The following is a 25,753-nucleotide window of genomic DNA, read 5'->3' as shown; positions in this document are numbered from 1 at the left end:
CCCATCAGTTTACCTGAGTTTTCGGTTAGTTTCTGCCTTATACAACAGATTTCTACGCTAGATTTGGGGCGAGTCTAAAGCATCTTAAGCAATTCACATGATATACCCTCAAAGTATTTCAAAACTACCTGTTATTTGACATTCATATACTATGATTTTTATCTCTTTTAAAACAGAATAAGTTTCATAAATTGAATATAAGCATGCTTCACATCACATATGTTAGGGTATCTCTATGTTTATACTAGGAAATCTTCCCGCAGAACAAGCCCACGACTTTCTCCCTCGTTCTTGGGTCCCTCAGAATTTCCATATGTACTACTCGGCTGAGGAACTTTCACAGCAGTGCGCAGAATACTTCGCAGCAGATTTTACGGAACGTACCTCCCTAGAGTTTGGTGCGGGGTATCGAGATCATATAAGTCCTCTTCTACAGAACCAGTTCAACTACATGCCTACGCAAGACACACAAGACTGGGCCAATAGATTCTTTTCGATAACAGATTCACATGCCACATACCAAACGCTTACAGGAATTCGATACCGTGGGCAAGATCTGAATCGACCTTTTATAGATGTAATAGCTACGAATATTCCTTGTACTACAGTCTATATCGCAGCTCTAAGCCAATCTTTGCTTCGCCACTATGAAAGCTTCCGTCCTATATGCACACGTTTCTTTGTGCCAGGTAAGGTAGATCAGCTTGTACGTGGCCTTGGTTCAGTCCCTGGTGCTCGTGCAACAACTATTGACATGCACATTGTCGCCGGGACTCTAGGTGAGTTAGACAAACGCTTGTGGCCGAAGAATTATGATCGAGTAGAGCTCATCCCGCTTTCTCCTGCTGATGCTTCTGCTGCCAGTTACGAAACGCAGCGCATATATGAATCTATTGCAGTTAAGAACCCCCATCTTTTTGAGTGGGCCACTCCTCAGGGAGAAGAATCATTTGAAGATGCTATACGTCAAGGAACAGGCTGGCATATTACAGTGGATAACTCCTCGGCAGGATTTTTGACTCTAGATCGCAGAGGCGAACAAGGACTTAGAGGGTTTAGCGTCGAAGAGCTATGTCTAGATGTACCTTTTCGCAGACAAGGGCTAGGGAATGCAGTTCTACGTCACGGTATTAAAAACCTCCTCAAATTACCTCAAGTAAATCCTCAAGATATGCTATGGGGAACAATCCATGTCGACAATGTTCCGTCCTTGCGCAATGCTCAAGGGGTAGGGCGCACAGTAGTAGGAAGTTATATATGGGTTGGAGACCGGTCTTTTGAGGTTTGATAACTCTCACCAGCTAGAAGCAAAGAATCTTGATGTATGACAAGCAGTAACGCAGCACAATGACGTACAGAGTACATTAGAAGTATCACGTTGATGAAGGAGACAACGATGAATTCATATTTCAAAGAAATGATTCGTCTCGCAGATAGTATCGCTGACAACGCTCACCTTGGGCAGGTCGATAAAAACGGTTGGCCTTATATATCTCATCCACGACGGGTTGCTTTTAAAGTGCGCGAAATTGCCCCTGAAGAGCTTCGCACAGAAGCACAGATCGTGGCGTTATTGCACGATACCGTAGAGGATACAGAAGTCACTCTCCCTTACCTTGCTCGGTACTTTTCAGCCCGCATTATTGATGCCGTTGATGCGCTCACCAAACGTCCGTATGAACCTCTGGAGTCATCTATGGCGAGAGTTCGCGCTAATGAAATTGCACTGTGGGTCAAACGTGCTGACATTGCCGATAACACTGACCCGGAACGTGTTTCCCACCTTGACGAAGATACTCGCAAACGTCTGGCGAAGAAATACAGTAAATCACTCAGATTCTTAGGTGTAACCGAAAACATATGAACGAGTAGTATTACAAATATCAGGTGGAATTATAAATCAAGGGGTGGGTACCTGGAATGTTCCAGGTACCCACCCCTTACAGCAAAACAAACGTATGGCAACGCTAAATGTTGAAGCCGAGAGCGCGCATCATATCGCGACCATCCTCAGTAATGCGTTCGGGCCCCCACGGGGGCATCCATACCCAGTTCACGCGCCATTCGGTAACGACACTATCGAGATTTGCTTCCACCTGTTCCTCAATAACGTCCTGTAGCGGACATGCAGCTGTGGTAAGCGTTAGATCTAGGATCAGGACTCCATTATCATCCCAGCGCATGCCATAAAGCAGACCCAAATCAACGATATTTACCCCAAGTTCAGGGTCAATGACTTCCTTGAGGACTTCCTCAATTTCCTCTTGCGAGGGACGAGCTTGCACTGTCTCAGTCATGATGCACCTCTTACAAGTAGTTCGTACTGAATAAGATTATTTCTTCCCAGTGTATGCTACATAACCTTCTTCTTCTAGACGATCTGCAAGTTCAGGACCGCCCTGATCGACCATTTTGCCGTCTACAAAAACATGCACAAACTCGGGCTTAATATAACGCAGGATACGGGTATAGTGCGTAATCAGCATAACACCCATATTATTTTCCTCGTGAGCACGGTTCACGCCGGAAGACACGACTTTAAGAGCATCAACGTCAAGGCCGGAGTCAGTTTCATCAAGAATACCGAACTTAGGCTTCAAAAGCTCCAGCTGCAGAATCTCATGACGTTTCTTCTCACCGCCGGAGAAACCTTCATTGACGTTACGAGCAACGAACGCAGGATCAATGTCCAGATGGTTCATAGCTTCTTTAACGTCTTTGGTCCAGGTTCGTAAGTTAGGTGCCTTACCGTCCACAGCAGTTTTAGCAGCACGCAGGAAGTTAGACATCGTGACACCGGGGATCTCGACTGGGTACTGCATGGCAAGGAACAGCCCAGCACGAGCACGCTCATCCACACTCATCTCGGTAATATCGTCACCATCAAGCAGTATCTGCCCGGAATCAATCTGGTATTTGGGGTGACCGGCAATAGTTGAGGCAAGAGTAGATTTACCGGAACCATTTGGACCCATAATAGCGTGGATTTCGCCCGAGTTAATGGTTAAGTTCACGCCTTTGAGAATAGGCTTAGTTTTTTCATCATCAAGAATGACCGAGACGTGCAAATCCTTGATTTCAAGGGTAGACATTGTTTCTCCTAATAAGGCTTAGTTGTTGCTGAGAGCAAGCTCTGCTTCAAGGGCATCAGTAAGTTCTGTTTCAAGCTCTGGTACGCGAATCTGCTGGATAATCTCGTTTAAGAATCCGCGGACCACTAGACGACGTGCTTCAGCTTCCGGAATACCACGAGCCCGCAGGTACCATAGATGCTCATCATCTAGCTGACCGGTTGTTGATGCGTGACCGGCACCTTCAATACGTCCAGTCTCGATCTCCAAGTTCGGTACGGAATCAGCGCGCGGACCAATCTCCAAGAGGAGATTACGGTTCAGCTCATAGGTGTCCGTACCTTCCGCATCTTTACCAATGAGGACGTCACCAACCCATACGGAGTGCGCTGCTTTGCCCTGCAATGCGCCTTTATAAGTCACTCGCGACTTGCAGTTGGGCACAGAATGATCCACAAACAAACGTGACTCGATGTGCTGGCCAGCATCCACAAAATAAAGACCGTACATCTCTGTCTCAGCGCCCGGTTCCGTGAATTTCGTTGAAGGGGTAACACGCACCATATCACCGCCCAATGAAACGCACACATGTTTGAAACGAGCATCGCGTCCTAGCTTGGCATACTGCGCTGAGGCATGAATCGCATCGTCATTCCATTGTTGAAGGGTAATAACGCTCAACTGTGCAGAATCTTGTATCAGGAATTCTATGTTCTGCGCCAGAACAGCCGATCCGGTATGCCGAATTACAACAACCGCTTTTGAGAATGGTTTAGCCTCAATCAGTATATGTTGAGTAGCAGCATCACAATGCTGTCCGTCAATATCTATTTCGATATGCTCAGTAAGCTCGGTTTCGGCGGGAATAGTCACCACAGTAGCTGTCTTAAAATGAGTCCATGCATTTGCAGCTACACGGTCTTCAGGAACACCTGCTGTACCAATGCGCTCATCTTCACGGGATACTTCTTCAAGGATAACTTCAGAAGGTGCTTGGATCTTCGGAGCTGGGGCTTGTGCCTGCAGAGTGTCAAGGTGAAGACCGCCCAAACGTTTCAGCGGGGTAAAACGCCAATCTTCCTCGCGTCCAGTAAGTGGCTCAAAGTCTTCAACGTTATATGAGGTTTTCCGTTCTGCGCGGGAAGCGTCAAGAACCTTCTGCACGTTATTAGGGTTTGAGCCTTGATGGTGTTCCTCGGTAGCGCGCAAAATAGTATCATCATGGACATGCTCAGAGGCGAGCTTCTCGCCTTCCTGATCCATACCGGGAATAATTGGGCTGTGATATCCCAGGGTCTCTTCGTTAGTCGACATTAGCCCACAGATCCTTCCATCTGAAGTTCGATGAGGCGGTTAAGTTCAAGTGCGTATTCCATGGGCAGCTCACGAGCAATCGGTTCAACGAAGCCTCGCACAATCATAGCCATTGCTTCATCCTCGGCCAGCCCACGCTGCATGAGGTAAAAGAGCTGTTCTTCAGAAACGCGTGAAACCGTAGCTTCATGCCCCATCGTAACGTCATCTTCACGAACGTCGACATAGGGGTAGGTATCTGAACGCGATACAGTATCAACCAAGAGAGCATCACACACCACGGATGATTTCGAGTGCTTCGCACCTTCACGTACCTGCACTAGACCGCGGTATGCGCTACGTCCGCCGTTACGAGCCACGGACTTCGAAACAATCGTTGAAGAAGTATTCGGGGCAATATGCACCATCTTGGAACCAGTATCCTGATGCTGCCCTTCACCAGCAAACGCGATTGACAGAGTCTCGCCCTTGGCGTGTTCACCGACCATATATACTGCAGGATACTTCTGAGTAACCTTAGAGCCGATGTTACCATCAACCCATTCCATAGTGGCACCCTCATGCGCGACTGCTCGTTTAGTCACCAGGTTGTACACGTTGTTCGACCAGTTCTGAATGGTAGTGTAGCGAACACGGGCGTTCTTCTTAAGAACGATCTCGACAACTGCTGAGTGCAGCGAATCAGAGCGGTATACAGGCGCGGTGCAGCCCTCAATATAGTGAACATATGACCCTTCATCTGCGATGATCAAGGTACGCTCAAACTGCCCCATGTTCTCAGTATTAATGCGGAAATATGCCTGCAGGGGGATCTCAACATGTACCCCCGGCGGAACATACACAAATGATCCGCCAGACCACACCGCAGTATTAAGAGCGGAGAACTTGTTATCGCCGATAGGGATAATAGAGGCGAAGTATTCCTTAAATATTTCAGGATAATCGCGCAAACCGGTATCGGTATCAACAAAGATAACGCCTTGAGACTCCAAGTCTTCACGGATCTGGTGGTACACAACCTCAGACTCATACTGAGCGGCAACACCAGCGACCAATGAGTTACGTTCCGCTTCCGGAATACCCAAACGTTCATATGTCACGCGGATATCTTCAGGAAGCTCTTCCCAAGACTCAGCCTGACCTTCGGTAGAACGCACGAAGTATTTGATGTTATCGAAATCGATGTCAGAAAGATCTGCACCCCAGGTTGGCATCGGCTTACGCTCGAAAAACTTCAATGCCTTCAGACGCATATCCAGCATCCACTGGGGTTCATTCTTCTTCGCAGAGATGTCACGCACTACGGCTTCGTCCAGACCACGCTTAGCGGACTGGCCCGCCTCGTCAGAGTCTGCCCAACCATACTCGTAATTGCCAATGCCCTCGAGTTCAGGGTTCAACTCCAGAATCTCTGAAATGACAGTGTCGTTGGCACTCTGCTCAACTTGCTCAGTCATTACGGCCTTTCTTAGATGGATTGAAATTTATCCGGCTCCGCAGATGCGGGCTCGGTAGTCTTTGGAATAACACACTCTAGGTTGGGGTAATTTCTACCGTGCCGAATTACCCCGCATGCTTTCTGATGTTTCCGGTTTTTCAGAATTCACACGTTCTGTTAAGTGATTGAGCGGAACGTGAGTTGTGCATACGTGAGCCCCTCCAGCCATCGTTGATAGCCTACGTACGTCAACGCCCAGAAGATCAGAAATAATCCCAGTCTCTTGTTCGCAGAAAACCTGAAAATCTTCAGCCAGATCGCGTATTGGGCAATGCCCTTGGCAGAGCTGTATGCTAGCTAGCAATTTCCCCGGCGCGAGCCGACCGGCAGGTGGTTCTGTAATCTGCGCTGTTGTCACAAACCCATCACGACTCATGGCTTCAGCGAGAGCCTGGGCTCGCGCCGCAACATCCTCCCCTGCCGCTTCCACAACAGGGCGGTATCGTGCCTCCATTTCGGCAGCCCGTGTGGATGCGAAAGTTTCAAGTGCGCTCTCCCCAACGGTGTCACGCAACATTTCAAGAGCGTTGCGCGCAATCATCAAATAGTCATTTCCTAGACGTTCGTGACCTTGAGGTGCGATGACGTACCGTCGAGCTGGGCGCCCCGCACCTGCCCCATATTGTTTGAGAGAAGCAACTTCAATCATGTTTGCTTGTTCAAGCGCATCAAGGTGCCGACGCACAGCGGCGGGGGTCAAGCTTAAAAGCTCTCCCAAGCTTGCCGCAGACACGGGACCATGGTTCAGGACACCACGAAGAACCCGGTCACGGGTGCGTTCTTCAACTTCCGCTTTACGTGCGCCAGAGCTTGACTTCTTATGCGAGGAAGGCTGCTGTTGAAGCCCTCGATGAGATGTCTTGTTCACGGAATACACAACTAAAGTATGTCCTAATTACTTCAATCTTGGCTAGTAAGGTCTTCCTACTTGCACACACCACACCGTTTAGTCTCTTGCTTAGCTGCGGTAAGCCATAAGAACCGGTGAAAGATAATACCGCCTTTAGGCCTCTAGGTATTTTTGCTCTTCGGGCATTTCCATGAGAGTGCTAAGCGGTTCATATCCTCACTTTGACGTGATCTAACTCGCGTCATAAAGATGCTATCGCTAGAGGGAAACATAGAGATTACTCTCTGAGGGCTTAAGATAGAGAGGTGGCAGAAACTGAAGCTTATCAACACCAAGCAGCTACCGCATTAGACATTTCAGCAGCTCGCGGTACTAGCAGCGATCCTGCACTCAAGATTTCTCATCTCGTCAAAGAGTTTAAGCCCTCTCGTTCTTTCCGCGAGAAACACCCTGAACGTCTTACCGCTCAGGGTATGCATCGCGCAGTTGCTGACATAAGTCTTCAAGTCTATCCCGGCGAGGTTGTTGTACTCTTGGGTGCTAACGGTGCAGGTAAGACTACAACTCTTGCATGTGCCCAGGGGCTTACTGAACCTACGTCCGGCACTATTCAGCTTCTTTCAGAAGACCCTCTTCTGGCATCCCCAGAGATGCGGGCCTCCGTCGGTATCATGCTTCAGGATGGGGGGCTTCCTAATGCCGTACGTCCCGTACCACTTCTTGAACATGTTGCTCAGATGTACGCCAATCCTTATCCTGTCGGTGAACTTGTAGATCGTTTAGGAATAGATGCTTTTAACGGCACCAATATTCGGCGTCTTTCTGGGGGACAAAAACAACGTGTCTCATTAGCAGCAGCCCTTCTTGGGCGTCCTTCGGTACTCTTTTTAGACGAACCATCAGCAGGACTTGATCCGCAGTCTCGCAATGTCGTCTTTGACATTATTCGTGAGCAGCGTGAGGCTGGAGTCGCCATTATCTTAACAACCCATCTCATTGATGATGCGCAAAAGCTCGCGGATTATGTCTATATTATTGATAATGGTCAAACGGCGCGTGAAGGTACAGTCCCAGAACTTGTAACAGGAGACGGGGTTGTACGGCTTCATTTCACGTTAGAAGCACCTTCACCTACGCGTGACGACTTATTGCCTGTACATCTTCGTACGGATGTAGAGCTTATAGAGCATACGCCATACTCACTAGGCGGCTTAGGCGAATATGAGCTCCGTGGTCCCCTTACACCCGAACATCTTTCCGCTTTCACGACAGCCCTAGCACATCACTACCTTATGCCTAACTCTCTCACGATGGAACCGAAGACTTTGGAAGACGTATTCTTGGATATTTCGGGACGTGATATTCGATGAACCCCACAAATGCAGAGCTGCCCACTGCCCCCGATAGTCAGCAGATGACAGAAGGTAACGAGTATCCGTATCCGCGCGCTGCTTCTAGTTTTCAGCGTATTCTAGCTCAAGGTAAATATGAGACCCTTGCCATGCTTAAAAATGGTGAACAGCTGATGCTCAATATTGCCTTCCCCGTGATGGCGCTTTTTGGACTTCGCTATACAAGCTTTCTGGATTCTTACGCTGATGCGTTGAATACGACCCGCGTCAATGTTGCAGTGCCGGGGGTACTGGCTCTCTGTGTTGTCTCAACTGCACTTTCTGGTCAAGGGATTGCCACTGGTTTTGACCGCCGGTACGGTGTTCTTCGTTTTCTGTCTACCACCCCTCTAGGACGCAACGGGCTTATTATCGGCAAGGTGCTGGCAGTTATCACCGTTATCGCCATACAGTTTATTATGGTCACTATCGTTGGGTTCGGTCTTGGATGGCGTCCGGATATTTTTGCGATGTATCGCTCTTTTAGTACTTTATTGCTTGGGGCTGCCGCATTTACAGCCCTAGGCTTACTCGTTGCTGGGACGGTGAGGGCTGAGGCAACTTTAGCTATCGTGAATATCGCCTGGGTTGTTCTGGCCAGCGCTGGTGGGATCCTTATTCCAATAGATAATTTCCCTGAGCTGTACCGCATTATCATTCTGTGCCTGCCTTCAGGCGCTTTAGGTGAAGCGATTCGCGGTGATTATCTACAGGATATATTTTTACCCCTTCCCCATGCTGTGCTACTTGTCTGGACACTAGTGATTGGTTTTATTGCTTCACGTAAATTTAAATGGTCCGATTAGCGCTCTTAAGTTCAGGATTTCGGGACGAGTTCTGGAATCAACCAGCACCATCAACGATCATTCCTAACGCATACACGGTTTAAAAGGCTTTTCTTATGCTAGTTACCCTCAAAAATAAACTATCTCCCATCCAATACACCCCCTGGGTTTTGTACACAGCGGTGGGTACGGCTCTGAGCAATCTCTTACTCATCGTAACTGGCGCCGTTGTGCGCCTTACGGGATCAGGCCTTGGATGCGATACCTGGCCTCGGTGTACTGCAGAACAGTGGACAACTACCCCTGCCGACGGTATCCATGGGCTCGTTGAATTCGGTAACCGTATGCTCACTTTTGTGCTCATGGTAATCACTATCCTTGCGTTCTTAGCGATTCTCCGAATTGCGCTGCCTGATGTGCACCACGTCAAAGCAATCTTTCCAAAGCTTTTTACGGGATTACGAGCACACGAATCAAAGTATAGCGATCTTTTCAATCTGACTTTACTCCTCCTGTGGGGTATTCCGCTACAGGCCGTTATTGGCGGCGTTACTGTATGGCAGCGGCTCAATCCCTGGATGGTAACAGCCCATTACCTCGCCTCTGCCATCATGATTGGATTAGCAGCAATCTTGGTAAACCGTGTGCGTCGCTATTTTAGGGCAGGTATCTCTGAGCGCGAAGATATTACTAAGGAATTTCCTCCACAAAAAAGTGGTGTTATCCGCCTACTTGGTTGGATAGATTTGGCGTTAGTTTCGTTCTTACTTTTTATGGGTACCGTAGTCACCGGCACAGGCCCGCATGCGGGTGATCCACGCACGCATCGCCACGAGTTCGACGCTATCGCAGTATCCCGTGCTCATGCATGGGCAGTGTGGGCGTTTCTTTTTCTGCTGGTTATCATGTTTGTTTTAGTACGGAAGTACGCCATGCCACGTGCTTTCTTATCATCTTTACTTGTACTGGCAGCAATCATGGTCTATCAGGGCGCGATTGGCTATATTCAATACAACACCGGGCTTCCCCCTCTACTCGTTGAGGCGCATATGCTGGGGTCGGGTATGTTTACCTGGGCATCACTATCGCTGATCGAAAGGCAGCTGACCCTATCTTCTCAGAAGGCCCGTGCCCTAGCTCAACAGCGGCTAGCAATTTCTTAGAGCTGAGTTATTCCCACGGTAAGCGCACAATGTCATATATGGGTTTATTGCTGGCATGCCTTGGTAGCTATTTAAGGTTAGGCGTACACTATTAAGGAGCATTCCTGCGCCTGCACGTCTTTGAGCCGAAGGTATGCCTATCTGTGAGTACCTCCTACCCCACAGATTGATACGCGCAGATTAGGCACACGCACACACGTCAAGGAGCCCATCATGAAGGGTTACACAATTCAGGAGGTTCCGTCCTCCACGCATGCGGCGTCAGAGGTGACTGTACCTACTCCGCGGGCAACAAGGGACATGACCTTGGGGCGCAAAATAAAAGCGTATATTCACCTGACAAAGCCCCAAATTATTGAGCTTCTTCTAGTAACAACCGCCCCTACAATGATGTTTGCGGCACACGGCATGCCCAGTTTCTGGTTAGTCATAAATACGCTTCTTGGCGGAGCCATGGCGGCTGGCGCTTCCTGCGCTTTCAACTGTTATATCGATCGTGATATTGACCGAAAAATGAAGCGAACCGAAAAACGCCCCCTAGTTACCGGAGAGCTAACAGACCGAGAAGCACTCGTCTTCGCATGGGCACTTGCTGTTATCTCCGTCGTATATCTGTGGACTATGGTAAATCCCCTCTCTGGGCTTTTAGGGCTTGCCGCTATTTTGCTCTATGTAGTCTTCTACTCCATGTATTTAAAGAAGCGCACTACTCAGAATATTGTGTGGGGTGGGATTGCCGGGTGTATGCCTGTTCTAATTGCATGGGCAGCTGTTCGCAATACCATTGAATGGCCAGCTTTAATTCTCTTTACAGTAATTTTCCTCTGGACTCCTCCGCACTATTGGCCACTCTCTATGAAATACGCGGAGGATTATAAAGCAGCCGGTGTTCCTATGCTGGGTGCTATCGCTCCCGCTCAAACAGTGTCTGTACAGGTCGTACTCTACGGCTGGGCTATGGTTATCTGTTCGCTTCTACTGATCCCTATTGGAGGCGCGGGCTGGGTGTACGGCGTTAGCGCGGCTATCGCTGGTGCATGGTTCCTCTACCACTGCCACAAGCTCCATTATTTAGCTCTCCAGCAGGTAGCGACAAGCCGTACCGCTATGGTGGTATTTTTCGGGTCCATCACATACCTAACGATTCTTTTCATTGCATTGGCAATCGATCCTTTTGTTGGGCAGCCTATATTAGAATCTTTTATTTTCTAAGAGCATCCGTATCTTGAGGCGAGTAAAGCAGCTATCTCAAGATACGGGTGGTCTATTTTGAAACTTATCTACGTGGAGCTTAGGCTACAGCATCCTATGTATGTAAGTTCAGCGTGAGGCATAAGTCGTCTAAATACCATGCGAACATACTATAAACGCTAGGATGGTGAACTATCCTTAAGAAGGTAGAATTTCACGATAGATTTATAGATGCTATGTACATGATTACTCGTTGAGAGTGCTCATGGAATACGCACCCTATCTTTTGAGTTATATCTGCTGCAGTCAGCGTTCACAGACTACTATTGTTTGTGTACTTCATGCATGACGTACCACCAAGCGAAGGGACAATACGTGACTAACCCTAACAAAAAGTTCGAATGGACTGAGGTAGACCAGCGTGCGGTTGATACTGCTCGCTTATTGGCAGCCGATGCGGTTGAGAAAGTAGGGTCAGGTCACCCCGGCACCGCCATGAGCCTTGCTCCTGTTGCCTATCTGCTCTTCCAAAAGGTCATGAACCAAGACCCCAACGATGACCGTTGGGAAGGTCGCGATCGTTTCATCCTCTCCCCCGGTCACACATCGCTAACTCTCTACACCCAATTATTTATGGGTGGGTATGGTCTTGAGATGGAGGATCTAGAATCTCTTCGCACATGGGATGCGCTCACTCCTGGACATCCCGAATATAAGCACACCAAGGGCGTAGAAATTACGACTGGTCCATTGGGTCAGGGGCTCGCTTCTGCCGTTGGTTTTGCATATGCTCAACGTTATATGCGTGGTCTTTTCGACCCCGAATCCCCGGTTGGTGCTTCTCCCTTTGACCATTATGTGTACTGTATCGCCTCCGAAGGCGATGTTCAGGAAGGCGTAACGGCAGAAGCCAGTGCGCTTGCTGGGCACCAAGAATTGGGTAATCTCATCGTACTCTGGGATCGCAACCATATTTCTATTGAAGAAGACACTGACGTTGCATTCACCGAAGACGTGCCAGCTCGTTACCGGGCCTACGGCTGGGATGTTCAGCGCGTGGACTGGATCAAGACCGGAAACTACGTTGAAGATGTGCAGGAACTCTACAACGCTATTGAGCGCGCGAAAACGGTCACGGATAAGCCTTCATTCATTGAGGTGCGTACTATCATTGGTTACCCAGCACCCAACAAGCAAAATACTGGGTCCGTTCACGGCTCAAAGCTGGGGGCCGAAGAAATCGTTGAAACCAAGAAAGTTCTAGGATTTGACCCCGAAAAGAGCTTCTTCATTGAGGATGAGGTTCTGGCGCATACTCGTGAACTTCGTGAACGCGGGGCTGCTGCGCATAAGGTCTGGAATGAAAAATTTGAGGCATGGGCTCAGGCTAACCCCGAGCGGGCAAAGCTGTACAACCGCCTGGTGTCAGGCGAAATGCCAGTTGATTATAAGGCTGCTTTCCCTGTCTTTGAGCCGGGTACTTCACTAGCAACCCGCGCAGCATCCGGCAAAGTCATTAATGCTATTGCTGATACTTTCCCTGAGCTTTGGGGTGGATCTGCCGATCTAGCAGGTTCTAACCTCACCACTATCAACAACGCTGAATCATTCAACCCGGTTTCGCACAGTACGGAGGATTGGACAGGTAGCCCCTACGGTCGTGTGTTGCATTTCGGTATTCGCGAGCAGGGGGCGGCAGCAATTGTGAACGGTATCGTGCTATCTTCGCCAACCCGTGCTTTCTCTGGGACGTTCTTCGTATTCTCGGATTACCAGCGTCCTGCAGTCCGACTTTCAGCTCTCATGGGTGTACCAGCGCTGTATATCTGGACTCACGACTCCATTGGTGTCGGCGAAGACGGGCCTACCCACCAGCCGATCGAGCATCTCAGCTCAATGCGCGCAATTCCTGGATTCGACGTTGTACGCCCTGCGGATGCGAACGAAACTGCAGTTGCTTGGCGCACCATTCTTGAGAAGAAAGACCGCCCTGCCGGTCTAGTACTTTCTCGCCAGAACCTACCGGTTTGGGCTCGTGAGGATATTCATTCAGATACTGAAGTCGAAAAATTTGCTTCCGCAGAAGGTACTGCCTGCGGAGGTTATGTTATGGCTGACACCGAGGGAACTCCAGATGTCATCCTGATCGCAACTGGGTCCGAAGTTGAAATTGCCCTCGAAGCTCGCCACAAGCTCTCAGAAAAAGGCATTGCAGCTCGAGTTGTTTCAATGCCTTCCCGCGAATGGTTCAACGAGCAGTCAAACGAATACCAAGAATCAGTTCTGCCTTCCTCGGTTGCAGCACGCGTCTCAGTTGAAGCCGGTTTGGGCGTGAGCTGGTATGATTTGCTCGGTTCTGCAGGACGTGCTGTCTCAATTGAGCACTTTGGGGCTTCTGCTGATGCTAAGACTTTGTACCGTGAGTTTGGTATTACCCCTGAAGCCGTAGTGACTGCTGCTGAAGAATCTATCGCTGCGGTCAAATAGTCAGTCGGCAAGTTAAAGTTTTTCGGTGAGTCCTGATGCGTTGCATCTTGCATAGCTCATTAATGCTCACCCGTCCATATTAACTAATTTAGATTGAAGGTTTTATTTCATGAGTGTTTCAACTCGAAAGCTCTCTGACGCTGGTGTCTCCATTTGGCTTGATGATCTTTCCCGCGACCGTCTTACCAGTGGCAGTCTTGCAGAGCTCATCAGCGCTAAGAACGTCGTGGGTGTCACTACCAACCCCACTATCTTTGCCGGTGCGCTTTCAAAAGGTGCTGCTTACGCTGAGCAGATGCGTCAGCTTGCCGAATCCGGTGCAGACGTTGAAGAAGCTGTCTTCGCAACGACTACTGACGATGTACGCGCCGCTTGTGTCGTCTTCGAGCCCATATATTCTGCTTCCAAGGGCTATGATGGCAGGGTTTCTATTGAGGTGGATCCCCGCCTTGCCCGCGATGCCGAGGGAACCCAGAAAATGGCACGAGAACTCTACGAGCGTGTAGGCCGTGAGAATGTCATGATCAAGATTCCCGCAACCGTCGAAGGTCTGGAGCCTATTGCTATGACTCTTGCAGCAGGAATCAGCGTTAATGTGACTCTCATTTTCTCACTAACACGTTATCGTGAAGTCATTAACGCTTACATGCTCGGCCTTGAAGAAGCCCTCAAAAATGGTAAGGATCTCTCTAAGATCCATTCGGTCGCATCATTCTTCGTATCCCGCGTAGATAGCGAGGTAGATACCCGTCTGAATGAAATCGGTACTGAAGAGGCCTTAGCGCTTAAGGGTAAGGCCGGTCTGGCAAATGCTCGTCTGGCATATGAAGTTTTTGAAGAGATGTTTTCTTCTGAACGCTGGGCACGTTTGGCGTCTCATGGTGCCAACGTTCAGCGCCCGCTCTGGGCATCTACTGGAGTCAAAGATCCGGCGCTTCCAGATACTCTCTACGTTAGCGGTCTGGTCGCTAAACACACTGTCAATACCATGCCTGAAGCAACTCTGAATGCTGTTGCTGACCATGGTGAAATTACGGGAGATACTGTTACTGGTGAGTATACGAACTCCAACAAGATTCTGGACGATATCGAGCGTCTGGGTATCTCATATGTAGAGGTTGTGGATAAGCTCGAAACCGAGGGTCTTGCAAAGTTTGACGTTTCGTGGGAAGAGCTTCTGGAGACCGTACGGAAAGCACTTAGTGAGTCACGTTAGTGACTAGTGAATAACTTTTCGTTATACCCGTTCTCTAAAGTTCATAAGGCGAGCGCTGTCGCTATAAATAGCACAAAATTAGCTCCGGCGCTCGCTGTCAGATATCTCTCGTTTGCCATTGAAACGGTAAGATGCAGGGATACGTGCCCCAGAGGTACATAAAGTATCGCAGGGTGAATATGCACATTATCAGCAATCAAAGGAATCTATCTTGCATACCGGTCATGAGTCGAATCCGCTACGAGATTCGCGCGATCGACGTCTCACTCGTATTGCGGGTCCTTCCGCACTTGTGTTCTTCGGCGTCACGGGCGATCTTGCCCGCAAGAAACTGCTCCCTGCGGTCTATGACCTAATGAATCGTGGTTTGTTGCCCCCAAGTTTTGGTCTTGTTGGGTATGGGCGCCGCGAGTGGGATAACGATGATTTTCGTAACTATGTGCGTAAGTCTGTGGAAGAAAATGCGCGTACCCCATTCCGTGAAGATGTCTGGAACCAATTTCAGAAGGGTATGCGGTTTGTTCGCGGTAATTTTGATGATGATGCCGCATTTGAACGTCTCAAAAATACTCTTGCTGAGCTCGATGAACTTGGCGCCCAAGGGAACCATGCGTTCTACCTCTCTATTCCGCCGAAGGCTTTCGAACAGGTGCTGTCGAAGCTTGCCGAGCACGGTTTAGCCTCACGCGATAACGCGAACAATAATCCCAGGAACGGGTGGCGTCGTGTCGTTATTGAGAAGCCGTTTGGTCACAACTTAGAGTCAGCGCGTGAACTTAATGGAATTGTGGAACGTGTATTCCCCCCGGATTCAGTGTTCCGTATTGACCATTATCTGGGTAAAGAGACCGTTCAGAATATTCTAGCGATGCGTTTCTCAAACCAGATGTTTGAACCGGTTTGGAACGCAAATTATGTGGACCACGTGCAGATTACGATGGCTGAGGATATCGGCATTGGTTCTCGTGCTGGCTATTATGATGGTGTGGGCGCTGCACGCGATGTGATTCAAAACCATCTGCTTCAGCTGTTGGCTCTAACCGCCATGGAGGAACCCCTTAGCCTTGATTCTAAGCATCTTCGCGCTGAAAAGGCTAAGGTACTGGAAGCGGTACGTATTGATGATCTGGAAAATTCTTTCGCGCTCGGCCAGTATGCTCCCGGTTATCAAGGCGGTGAACATGTAAATGGTTTCTTTGATGAGAAAGATATTCCTGCGGACTCACGCACAGAAACTTTTGCGGCTCTTAAAGTCAATATTGACAACCGCCGCTGGGCAGGAACTCCGTTCTATCTGCGTGCGGGTAAACGGCTGGGTCGCCGAGTAACTGAGATTGCGCTTCTCTTCAAGAAATCTTCTGACCGTCTCTTTGGTAAGGAGAGTGAGGTTCCTGCAGGACAGAATGCTATCGTGATCCGTGTGCAGCCTGATGAAGGTATGACGATCCGTCTTGCAGCTAAAGTTCCCGGTACTCAGATGGAGATCCGCGACGTCAATATGGATTTTGGGTATGGACACGCCTTCACCGAAGCATCTCCTGAGGCATATGAACGTTTGATTCTGGATGTGCTCTTAGGTGAACCGCCGCTGTTCCCTCGCCACGAGGAGGTTGAACTTTCGTGGAAGATCTTGGATCCATTTGAGAAATATTGGGAAGAGAACAAGATTAAACCCGAGCCCTATGAATCCGGTTCATGGGGTCCACGTTCGGCTCAGAAGATGCTTGAGCGTGATAACCGTGCCTGGAGGCGCCCGTGATTTCGCATCTGCAACACACGAATGTTTCTGCTATTTCAAAGGAACTTTCTGATCTTCTGGCTTCAAACGGCAGTCTTAGCAGCAGCCGTGTACTTACCTTGGTGGTACTAGCAGAAAAAGGACATTCTCGCGAGGCTATTAATGCGGCTATCCGGGCTTCGCACGAGCATCCGAGCCGGATCATTGTGCATATTGCGCATAATAGTGGTGCGCCCGATCAACTGGATGCCGAGATTCATGTGGGTGGAGAGGCCGGCGCTTCTGAGCTTATTATTCTGCGCGGCTGGGGTAGTGCATCAACGCCGACAGAATCGTTGATTTCTGGCCTGCTTTTGCCGGATTCTCCTATTGTTGTGTGGTGGCCGCATTCCGTCCCTGAGAATCCGGGTGAGGATTCAATTGGTAGGATTGCACAGCGCCGTATCACAGATTCGGCACGCGCATATGATCCGATGGCTGTTCTTACGCATCTTTCTAAGGTTTATCAGGCTGGAGATAGCGATCTTGCCTGGACACGTTTGACGCTGTGGCGTACCCAACTGGCAGCTCTTTTGGAGCAGATGCCTGACTCCCCTGTTAAGCGTGTAGTGGTTTGGGGGTCTGAGAAGTCTCCTTCGGTTGTGCTCCTTGGCGCTTGGCTTGGCTGGAAACTCGAGGCTGAGGTTCATCTTGCAACTATCGGCGCAGCAGAACGGGGTCTTTACCGTGTAGCTATTGAGCGTGAAGATGGACAAACGATAATGTTCCGTCCTGGCAAAAACATCGCTATTATTGAGACTCCGTATACACCTGATCAGCAGATTCCACTACCAGTTCGTACTCTAGCGGATTGTATTTCTGAGGAGTTACGCCGACTTGACCCTGACACTATGTATGGGGAAGTTTTAAAGTCGGCATTCCCTACTCTGGAAATGCATCCTGCTCAGTGCGATGCTGAACCTTTCCTTAATACTTCTGAATTTCCCGAGGTTTTTGATGCCTAAGACCAACAATATTGGTGAGAGTACTCCAACTTTAATAGCGCATCCTTCTCGGGAGGCGCTTGCCTCTGATGCCACTACGCGTATCTTAGATGTTATTGAGCATGTACTCACCGAACGTACCGTGGCTCATGTCTCTCTTACAGGTGGCACGATGGGCATTGCTACTCTTCGTGCATGGGCTCAGTCTCCACGTGTTAAGGATATTGACTGGTCGCGCGTTCATTTCTGGTTCTCGGATGAACGCTTTGTTCCCGAGCGTGATCCGGATCGGAACGATGGACAAGCAATCGAGGCGCTTCTCACAGATTTAGTAGATCTTGGTTTTCCGGTTGAAAACGCGCATCGTATGGGTCCTTCCGATGTCATGATTGATGTTGAAGCTGCTGCCGAGCACTATGCCTACGAAATGCGCAATTTTGCGGGTTCTGCTGAACCCGTGCGTGTTGAGATGCCTGAGGGGGCATCCGAGCTTCCATTAGCGGGAGGGCACGGGGAATCTGCTTCTCAGCAATCTGGAGGCAGCTGCGGATGCGGTGGTTGTGGATGCGGCGGCGGCTCGGATATATGGCCTGTCCCCATTTTTGATGTTACGCTCCTAGGGATGGGGCCTGATGGTCACATCGCTTCGCTGTTTCCCAATCGGCAGCAAGTCCTTCTGGGCACGGGTTTACCAGAGGATCCTGTGGACGGCGCTAAAGCTGTGACGGTAATGGTCAAGGATTCCCCTAAGCCACCTAGCGAACGTGTATCTGTCACGCTACCGGTTATCAATAATTCGCGCCATATTTTCTTTTTGATTACCGGCGGTGATAAACAGGATGCGACAACCCGTCTTCTCAAGGGTGCACAAGTTCCTGCTGAGGACATTACTGCCGATATGCTCCTAGAAACTCCAGCAATCGGGGCTCGTGGGCAGAAACAGACCCTGATTTTTGCGACGGAAGAATCGCTAGCTTAGGACCCACAAATTTTTCTAGTGGGGGTTACAATCTTAGAATTATAACTCCCACTTTTATTTCGCGTCCCTAGTCTCATTCACCCTATTGAAAGTATTGAGGTTACTTGATTCTTGCCGCGCCTTTTCAGCGAGCTCGGTCGGATGCGGTCGCAGCTTTTCAGTGAGCTCGGTCGGATGCGGTCGCAGCTTTTCAAGCGCCCGCAGGCTTTTGGCTAGCACGGTTGAACCTTTCATTTTTGGCCGCAAAACCTCGGGAACCTCGACACTCACGCCGTACTCCCCCGCTAATTGCACCAAGAGCTGCACGAAGGAACCACCACGATTAATATCGCTTACAGCTGGCAACATGTTCTCTAGCACCTGCACAATACGCCACCCCGCCAACGGGCTAACAGAGGCAGCGTCCTGTAAACAGCTGGCTGCCCGGGCCGGTTTAACCCATCCCTCTCGGAGCAGGTAGGCCAGTTCATCCGCAAGTAAAGAAGCATCGAGCATTCCGTGACCCGCAAGAGCGGCAATAGATTCGGCGGTGAGAGCCCTGTGCTCAGCTGCTGCACCAGTTAACCAGCCCAACACGGAATAGACGGGTTCTTGCAGAACCTGATGTGTGTGGGTGATGGTATCCAGTACGGCGTCAAGCCCCTTGATGTGTTTCTGGAACCCTGTTGTAGTGACGAACGGCATGCTCTGCGCCGCCAATGTATTGGGGTTATTCCGCAGAAGCCACGCGTACCACTGCATGAGGGTGCGGTGAAAATCGTCGATTGCCTGAACAGCACGGTGCATAAACTCTTCCGGAATGCCTGCCGTGTTCAGAGCCGCCTGTGCGAAAGACATCTGTGCGGTCGGCAGCTCGTGGTCTTCAATAAGCCACATCATCAGGCTGCCGTTGGGAGCCTCAGCATAGGCTTGGTCGTACATATTGTGAGGACGCGGGCGGTACGTGAGAGGCTCAACGTGGCGTGTCCAAGTGCTCTCTTCTGCGTGAGGTATAGGCTCAAATACAAGGTTTTCTGGATGTTCTAAACAGCCAATCTGCTCTTGGCAGAGCCCCGCCGGTCCACGATAATTTGTGGTCGTTTTCTCTATACGGGGTTTTTGACGTCCCAGAGATCCAGTGTGTTCAACCTGGTAGGGCTGGATGGTTTCGCCAGTTTGGGGGTTGGTATGGAATTCATTCCGGTACCCGGTAAAACCTTGCGGCGGCTTTTTAAAAAGTTTTCGGTGTGGGGCAATCGCCCGGTACATCAGATAGTTGCCTAACGCATGAGTACCCGAGCGAATACCGGAATTCACGCATCGTTCGGCCAGAAAGTCCTGCTGGGCTGCATCAAGAGTAATGCGAGGATTATGCGCTAAATAGTCAATGAGCTGCGGGAGCTGCGAACCGTCACCTGTGCCTTGGAGGCAGGGAACAAGATCATCCATAAACTCAGCATCACTCGTATAAATATGCACCTGTGGGGTTGAAACGTGCTGTTCTAGAAGCTGCGGCCGGTTCTCAGGAATCATGACACCGCCCATTATTTGCTCTGAGTGAGACGGTGCGTTAGTTTTATCCGTCGCGGCTTCAGCAGGAGACAGGAGTGTTTGTGCTGCAGGCTGCAGGTCAGGCGGGAGAGAATCTGCGGTTTCCCTCATCAAGCCGTCCACATCTTGAGTATACTCGGGGTGCGTTCTAGCAATAGCGCCAAGGAGTGCGATCTGCGCCCGGAGTATTTTCTTCTCGGTGCGAAGCATCACGGTGCGAGAGACATTAAGTAAGTCATGAATCTGGGGTTCGGTCAGCTTTTCGACGCATGACATCAACATTTCTTGAGCCAATCCCACGGAGGTTGAGGGAACGGTAGTGAGCACTGAGGTGAGCAGATTGGTGTTACCAAGGTTCTCGTCTGGGGTGGGGTTCATCCCCCGATAGATGTGGTGAAAGATACTGGTGTTCTTGGCAGAAAAGTCGCGGAGCATCGCCTTCAGACATTCAGTAAGCAGGCGGTCACGGAATCCGTCAAAATTCTCCTGCAGCATGTGGAAGAGAGCGAGCGTGTCCGCGTTTTCACGCCCTGACCACTCTTTCCGCAGAAGCCCTTCATCTGTGAAACACGCCCACATTTCGTGTTCTAGCGTCTGAGGGTTGTTCTTGAAGAAAGAGATAACCTCTTCCCGGTTCTCGGATGAGCCAATGTACATGTCAGGAACGGCCGTCACGAACCCCCAGAGGTAGGAGCGCGTGGTATTGGTAAGTCCGCGTTCGTGAAGAAGCTGATGTATCTGCACCCAGAGCGTGGGCAAGTCGTAACCAAACCTGCCATAGCCACGCTCGTTAACGAACCCGGTTATCCAGGTGTTATCACGTTCGCTGAGTCCAAGCATCATGGCTTCTGTGCGTTGGCTAAGGTATTGTTCCGATTCAGCGGTTGAAAACTTCCAGTTCGCCTCACCGGGTAATCCCCGGCCGATGAGGTTTAAGAGCTCAACACCCACATGTTTGAAGGTTCCACCCAGTGCGGCCGCCGTGTAGACGCACACAAGCCGCTGCTCGGTCGTTCCTTCACGGCTGTAGCGGTCTATGAGCTTTTTAATGGAAAGTGTGCGTGCAAGGCTCTTGCGCTCATCCTCGGTGGCACCGGTGAGAACTTCATGGTATTGCCAGAAGGTGGCATCGTCACGTTTCAGCAACTCCCGCAGGCGGGCGCGACGTTCCGTAAGACTAGGTTGCGGTATTTTTGGTGTCATAACGGGCTCTCAGTTTCTGCGTTTAGGGTTGTGCGCAGCGGTGTTGGTCCAGCAGTTCTTGGGCTTGGTCTCGGGCCTGCTCCGCAAGCTCGGTCGGATGAGGCTGCAGCTTTTCAAGCGCACGCAGACTTTTCGCCAGCACGGTCGATCCTTTCATTTTGGGCCGCAAAACCTCAGGAATCTCGATACTGACACCGTACTCCCCCGCTAATTGCGCTAAAAGCTGCACCAGCGTACCGCCTCTGTTCACCTCGCCCACGGCAGGCAGTATGCCTTCTAGTACCTGCATAATCCGCCAGCCCGCCAAGGGGCTAATCAACGCAGCATCCCTAAATGTCTGCTCAATTCGTTGAGCCATCACGTGGTGCTGGTTCAACAACCAATACAGTTCTTTGGCGAATAAAGTAGTATCGACCATGCCCCGATCCACCAGGGAGGCGAGCGCCTCCGCAGCATTGGCGCGCACTTCGGTAGTTTTAGCGCTGGCCCCAAGCCCGAGTGCGCTGTAGGAGGCGGCACCCAGTGCTCGGTGCATATCACCTAGGATGCGCATGATGATATCGGCGCCATAAGCATTATGGGCATGGATAGCTGCCACAAGAATAGGCATGGTCTGTGCGCTGAAAATATCTGGGTTGTTCTGCATCAGCCAGCCGTACCACCCCATGACCGTGCGGTACGCAGGATAGTATTTTGATTCCACCATACGGTGCACGTACTCGATTTGCGTGCTGTTGGTGTTAAACGCAGCAGCTTCAACGGAGAGCGCGGCAGCATCGGGTGTATCTGTTCCAACCCACAGCGGGAATTGCAGAGGGAAGCTGTACTCCCGAGCAAGATATAGCGATTCCCAATACTGGGTGAGGACTGTACCCGTAGTGCGTTCAAGGGCTACTCGCTGGGGCGCAAAAGGCGCGGCCACTATGTTGGTTTCTGCGTCTTGATCCGCAAAAATCAGGGCGAACAACTGCTCCATCAGCAGCATGTGAGGTCCGCGCTCATTGAGATGAAGTTCTGTCCCTGTAGCTTTTACATTAAAGGGACGAGGGTGATACTTCTTAGCCGTCTGTTCATCTACTATCACCGGGTCTCCGTGCTCATCGCTTAGGTAGAGACGTTCTTTATACCAGGTTGGGATGATCGGTATCCTAGCAATATCAGCATGTTGTATCTGTCCACTTTTGATGAGTGCCGCAATGGCAAGGTACGGGATATTGGGACTGGAGAGGGTATAAATACCGAATGATTCTTCTATGAGAAGTTCACGAGCTTCCCAGAGAAGCTTCTGCTCTGCATCGTTTATTTCCAGACTCTCGGCATGTTCCAAGTACTCCAGGATGCGCGGAATATCGGTGCCATCGCCTCCTTGGAAGGTTGCTGCCAGGCATTCCATTAGTTCCCGATCCGTAGTGATAGGCGGTCGAGGCGTCAAGCACCCCTGCGGTTCACGATCCTTCGGGGTGATATCCGGTACCGTGATGCTCCCCGCTGCGTTCTGAGGTATGGGTGGCTCCTGCACCGAATCGTTGATGAGCTTCTGGGCCTTGTCTTGAAGATCCAGGGGCATAGACTTGAAAGCATCCTGTACTGTCTGGCTTACTTGTCCAGTACATTCGGGGTGGACTTTAAGCAGTAGAGAAAGAAGCCGTATCTGAGCATGCAGAATTTTCTTTTCGGTGCGCGTCAGCACTGTTGCTGAAACCTCAATGAGCTCACGTGCTTGCGCGTCGGAAAGCTCGTAAACTGCCTGCTCCAGCAGATCTTGCGCCATGGCAATAGCTGGGCTATACGCCGTCCCCAGCACCGAAAGGTAGAGCGCAAAACGCTCCTTAATTTCTTGAGGTGTTGGCTGCAGAGCAGCGTGGGACCGATAAAAATGCCGCACGTGGTGGGCCGAGTAGTCGCGCAGGAGCCCTTTGAGCGTTTCATCCAAGAACCTGGGACGAATATCTGGAAAAGTTTCGCACATGACCTGAGCAAGAGCCGAAAATGACGACGAACTTCGATATTCCGGCTGCAAGGTGGGATCCCACCTAGACTGTGCGAGTACCCCTTCAGCTGTGAAAGCATCCCAAAATTCTCGTTCCAGCAGCACAGGATCGTGACGGAAGAACTGCTCTATATTCTGATACTCTTCCGCAGACTTTTCTCTCACGTGTGGGACGGCATTCATCATCATGCAAAGATACCCTGGCGATAAGCTCGTCAGCGAATGTTCACGTATAAGTTTATTGAGGTGTGTCCAGGAACGTATGGACCAATCGTCTGAACATTCTTCAACAAAATGCAGAACCCACTCATCGGATCGTTCTATTACCCCTTGAGTTAAGAATTCCCAGAGCTGCTCAGTAGCAGGCATAGGCGGCTCAGGAATAATATTAAAATTCTTATCTCGAAGAGGATGAAAAAGTTCACTTATGATCCTTACCGCACGCGGAGCCGAAGAGGTTAAAGCCCCTACTGCATATGCGGCCAAAGCTGCTTTCTCCCCTCGGGCTTTCGCAAGTTTCGTGGGCGATAGCGTCCTTGCCAACGACGCGCGTTCTTCCTCTGCCGCCCCGCTAATCACCGCGTGATAATCCTCAACGGTTGCGTCGTCACGTTTCATGAGCTCCCGCAGGCGGGCTCGACGCTCTCCAAGGCTCGTGTGCTGCGAATAGTTCTTCTCGTCCATCATTACCTGTTTGTATATTTGGGTGTGTACGGAAAATATGCTTCTTTACGGATGCAACCCGGTATCAGGCTAATTCAGTCCGCCGCGACGTTTAATGCTTACCGCCAGTACATGTTTACAGGGGCCTCGGGTGCCCCGGTATTTCACCCACCACGGGCAGGTACACCGGTATTCTTCGATTTTCTCGGCGGGGGTTACCGTGTAGAACGTGTCCCGCGACTGTACTCGATAGGTGCCGTCTCCGTCATCCCACACCGCACCGGAGTCAATAAGTTTCTGGGCACTCACCAGCCGCGGATGCATAGCCTGCAGGGCATCCGCCTGCACGGGCAGCGGCCGGTGGAAGTACTCCCCTGCCTGCACATCAAAACCGACCTGTCCGGAGGATGCCAGTAATGCGAGGGCGTCGCGTACTTGAGTCTCGTTCAGCCCGCTGCGTGTAGACATGACGGGCACCTCAATACGCGGCTCAAAGGAGAGAAGCACACTGAGCATATCCGCATTTTCAGCAACTGACGGATCGGAGAGCGCCTGCAACACAGAACCTTCTCCTGAGAATCCGCGTGATTTTTCGGGGCTCAGCCCAATACTCAGGCGCGCGCCTGGCAAGTGGGCCACCCACACGCTTGACACTGGGGTGTTACCTGAGGTGACCGGTTCGCTGTATGCTTCTAGGCGGGTCATGAATCGGATGAGCGGCTCAAGCACCCGCAGCCGCTCTGGCCCAGCCACACACACCGACCCAACGGTGGCTCGGGTAGCCAGCCTCAGTGAACGCACCGCGCGGGTTGCCCACATGACGCTTTTCGTGGCGGATCGGCGCGGCAACCCCTGGATGAACGTGCGGGCTGCTGCCGCATCCAGAGAATGAGTGGGCTTCATCAGGGATGAGAGCATCTGTGTTTCGGCGAACCCTTTGAGCCAGCGTACTGGCAGGGGTACTTTATCTTCCATCACTTCACCGTCTAGGGTGGTGGTCAGCAGCCCTTCATCACCCACATCCAGGTGGAGGGGCTCGCCAGCCCGGAGAGAAGCTAAAGCAGTGCGAAGCGGCGGATTCACGTCCACATTTGTCACGCCCACAGCACTGTGGGTGGCATCTAGGGTGGAGGAGTCTACGTCAAGTCGGGCGTAGACACCGCAGCAGGCGCTAAAGGATTCAAACCGGAGTCCCTCGCTGGTGCTGGTCACTACCGGGTCGGCAGCCCGCAAAATGGCGGCGACCATGCCGGGTGGGGTGTAGTAGCGGGTGCGGGCCACGCGCGCAACCACCAATAGCGACGCCGCGATTACATCAGGGTGCTCCATGAATCCTGAGAAGAAGTAAGGGTGTGCCGCCGCGCCTTCCGGTGTGCTACCACCGCTAGTTGCTAAAGCAAGTCCAAGACTGCCGTCTTGTTCATGCAGTAAAGAAGGTTTTAGATATGTATAGGTTAGAGTCTGTGCCATGGCGATCCCTTCAGTGGTTGGATATGCTAGGTTTTCGCCTTATCACTACTATGCCTGAACCCCGAAAGTTTTGGCCTCTTTTCCGTCATCCTAGGGAAAATATTATCTACTTGTCTCTATATCAGACACTCGTCATGACTTACTCCTCCGTCATCTTATGCACCGACAATCTCCATAATTACTACAGTAGGACATGTAAGAAGCCCCGGCAGGTATACCTGCCGGGGCTTC

The 25,753-nt window shown here is 50.7% G+C and carries 19 protein-coding genes; 11 read left to right on the top strand and 8 right to left on the bottom strand.

Annotated elements, in window-relative coordinates:
* The first annotated feature begins 313 nt into the window (after positions 1 to 313).
* Both HMPREF3164_RS07740 and HMPREF3164_RS07735 read left to right on the top strand, forming a co-directional pair.
* Entirely contained in the window at positions 314 to 1,288 is a 975-nt protein-coding gene (locus HMPREF3164_RS07740) for a GNAT family N-acetyltransferase (protein WP_239661847.1), read from the top strand.
* 108 nt (positions 1,289 to 1,396) lie between these two features.
* Positions 1,397 to 1,864 carry an HD domain-containing protein gene (locus tag HMPREF3164_RS07735; protein WP_115333565.1) on the top strand — a complete coding sequence of 156 codons (468 nt, stop codon included), beginning with the start codon at positions 1,397 to 1,399 and terminating at the stop codon, positions 1,862 to 1,864.
* 103 nt (positions 1,865 to 1,967) lie between these two features.
* Here the strand turns inward: HMPREF3164_RS07735 and HMPREF3164_RS07730 are convergent, their stop codons facing one another.
* The 5 genes from HMPREF3164_RS07730 to HMPREF3164_RS07710 all read right to left on the bottom strand — a co-directional run bounded on the left by HMPREF3164_RS07730 (position 1,968) and on the right by HMPREF3164_RS07710 (position 6,760).
* Positions 1,968 to 2,297, bottom strand: a complete 330-nt coding sequence (locus tag HMPREF3164_RS07730; protein ID WP_048752201.1) for a metal-sulfur cluster assembly factor — start codon at positions 2,295 to 2,297, stop codon at positions 1,968 to 1,970.
* A gap of 36 nt (positions 2,298 to 2,333) precedes the next feature.
* On the bottom strand, positions 2,334 to 3,092 hold the full coding sequence (gene sufC / locus HMPREF3164_RS07725) for a Fe-S cluster assembly ATPase SufC (RefSeq protein ID WP_004004627.1): 759 nt from the start codon (positions 3,090 to 3,092) through the stop codon (positions 2,334 to 2,336).
* A gap of 18 nt (positions 3,093 to 3,110) precedes the next feature.
* Complete coding sequence (gene sufD, locus HMPREF3164_RS07720) at positions 3,111 to 4,385, bottom strand: Fe-S cluster assembly protein SufD (protein WP_048752203.1); 1,275 nt, start codon at positions 4,383 to 4,385, stop codon at positions 3,111 to 3,113.
* Positions 4,385 to 5,842, bottom strand: coding sequence for a Fe-S cluster assembly protein SufB (gene sufB / locus HMPREF3164_RS07715; protein ID WP_048752205.1), 1,458 nt, complete (start codon positions 5,840 to 5,842; stop codon positions 4,385 to 4,387). The genes sufD and sufB overlap by 1 nt, the downstream gene beginning before the upstream one ends.
* Positions 5,843 to 5,935: 93 nt before the next feature.
* A complete protein-coding gene (locus tag HMPREF3164_RS07710; RefSeq protein WP_048752207.1) occupies positions 5,936 to 6,760 on the bottom strand; it encodes a helix-turn-helix transcriptional regulator in 825 nt (274 codons plus the stop codon).
* A gap of 278 nt (positions 6,761 to 7,038) precedes the next feature.
* Between HMPREF3164_RS07710 and HMPREF3164_RS07705 the strand changes: the two genes are divergently transcribed.
* The 9 genes from HMPREF3164_RS07705 to HMPREF3164_RS07665 all read left to right on the top strand — a co-directional run bounded on the left by HMPREF3164_RS07705 (position 7,039) and on the right by HMPREF3164_RS07665 (position 18,666).
* Positions 7,039 to 8,103, top strand: coding sequence for an ABC transporter ATP-binding protein (locus HMPREF3164_RS07705; protein ID WP_070450189.1), 1,065 nt, complete (start codon positions 7,039 to 7,041; stop codon positions 8,101 to 8,103).
* A 44-nt stretch (positions 8,104 to 8,147) separates the two neighbouring features.
* Positions 8,148 to 8,930 (top strand): ABC transporter permease, encoded by a 783-nt coding sequence (locus HMPREF3164_RS07700; RefSeq protein ID WP_048752298.1) that lies wholly within the window; start codon positions 8,148 to 8,150, stop codon positions 8,928 to 8,930.
* A 95-nt stretch (positions 8,931 to 9,025) separates the two neighbouring features.
* Positions 9,026 to 10,072, top strand: coding sequence for a COX15/CtaA family protein (locus HMPREF3164_RS07695; RefSeq protein WP_048752210.1), 1,047 nt, complete (start codon positions 9,026 to 9,028; stop codon positions 10,070 to 10,072).
* A 300-nt stretch (positions 10,073 to 10,372) separates the two neighbouring features.
* The gene (locus HMPREF3164_RS07690; protein WP_048752300.1) at positions 10,373 to 11,284 is read left to right on the top strand and encodes a heme o synthase; all 912 of its coding nucleotides are present in this window, start codon (positions 10,373 to 10,375) and stop codon (positions 11,282 to 11,284) included.
* Between the two features lie 324 nt (positions 11,285 to 11,608).
* Positions 11,609 to 13,750 (top strand): transketolase, encoded by a 2,142-nt coding sequence (gene tkt / locus HMPREF3164_RS07685; protein ID WP_083297370.1) that lies wholly within the window; start codon positions 11,609 to 11,611, stop codon positions 13,748 to 13,750.
* A 109-nt stretch (positions 13,751 to 13,859) separates the two neighbouring features.
* Positions 13,860 to 14,966, top strand: coding sequence for a transaldolase (gene tal / locus HMPREF3164_RS07680; protein ID WP_070450184.1), 1,107 nt, complete (start codon positions 13,860 to 13,862; stop codon positions 14,964 to 14,966).
* A gap of 211 nt (positions 14,967 to 15,177) precedes the next feature.
* A complete protein-coding gene (gene zwf, locus HMPREF3164_RS07675) occupies positions 15,178 to 16,725 on the top strand; it encodes a glucose-6-phosphate dehydrogenase (protein WP_048752215.1) in 1,548 nt (515 codons plus the stop codon).
* On the top strand, positions 16,722 to 17,708 hold the full coding sequence (locus HMPREF3164_RS07670) for a glucose-6-phosphate dehydrogenase assembly protein OpcA (RefSeq protein ID WP_070450181.1): 987 nt from the start codon (positions 16,722 to 16,724) through the stop codon (positions 17,706 to 17,708). Before zwf ends, HMPREF3164_RS07670 begins: the two co-directional genes overlap by 4 nt.
* Positions 17,701 to 18,666 carry a 6-phosphogluconolactonase gene (locus HMPREF3164_RS07665; RefSeq protein ID WP_070450178.1) on the top strand — a complete coding sequence of 322 codons (966 nt, stop codon included), beginning with the start codon at positions 17,701 to 17,703 and terminating at the stop codon, positions 18,664 to 18,666. Before HMPREF3164_RS07670 ends, HMPREF3164_RS07665 begins: the two co-directional genes overlap by 8 nt.
* Positions 18,667 to 18,720: 54 nt before the next feature.
* Here the strand turns inward: HMPREF3164_RS07665 and HMPREF3164_RS07660 are convergent, their stop codons facing one another.
* The 3 genes from HMPREF3164_RS07660 to HMPREF3164_RS07650 all read right to left on the bottom strand — a co-directional run bounded on the left by HMPREF3164_RS07660 (position 18,721) and on the right by HMPREF3164_RS07650 (position 25,522).
* Entirely contained in the window at positions 18,721 to 21,399 is a 2,679-nt protein-coding gene (locus HMPREF3164_RS07660; protein WP_246822647.1) for a DUF6493 family protein, read from the bottom strand.
* A gap of 22 nt (positions 21,400 to 21,421) precedes the next feature.
* A complete protein-coding gene (locus tag HMPREF3164_RS07655) occupies positions 21,422 to 24,076 on the bottom strand; it encodes a DUF6493 family protein (RefSeq protein ID WP_070450175.1) in 2,655 nt (884 codons plus the stop codon).
* Between the two features lie 66 nt (positions 24,077 to 24,142).
* Positions 24,143 to 25,522, bottom strand: a complete 1,380-nt coding sequence (locus HMPREF3164_RS07650; RefSeq protein WP_070450170.1) for an SWIM zinc finger family protein — start codon at positions 25,520 to 25,522, stop codon at positions 24,143 to 24,145.
* Between the last annotated feature and the right edge of the window lie 231 nt (positions 25,523 to 25,753).

Source organism: Rothia sp. HMSC08A08 (assembly GCF_001808385.1).
Taxonomy (GTDB): Bacteria; Actinomycetota; Actinomycetes; order Actinomycetales; family Micrococcaceae; genus Rothia; species Rothia dentocariosa.
This window is presented reverse-complemented; position numbering and strand designations above follow the sequence as displayed.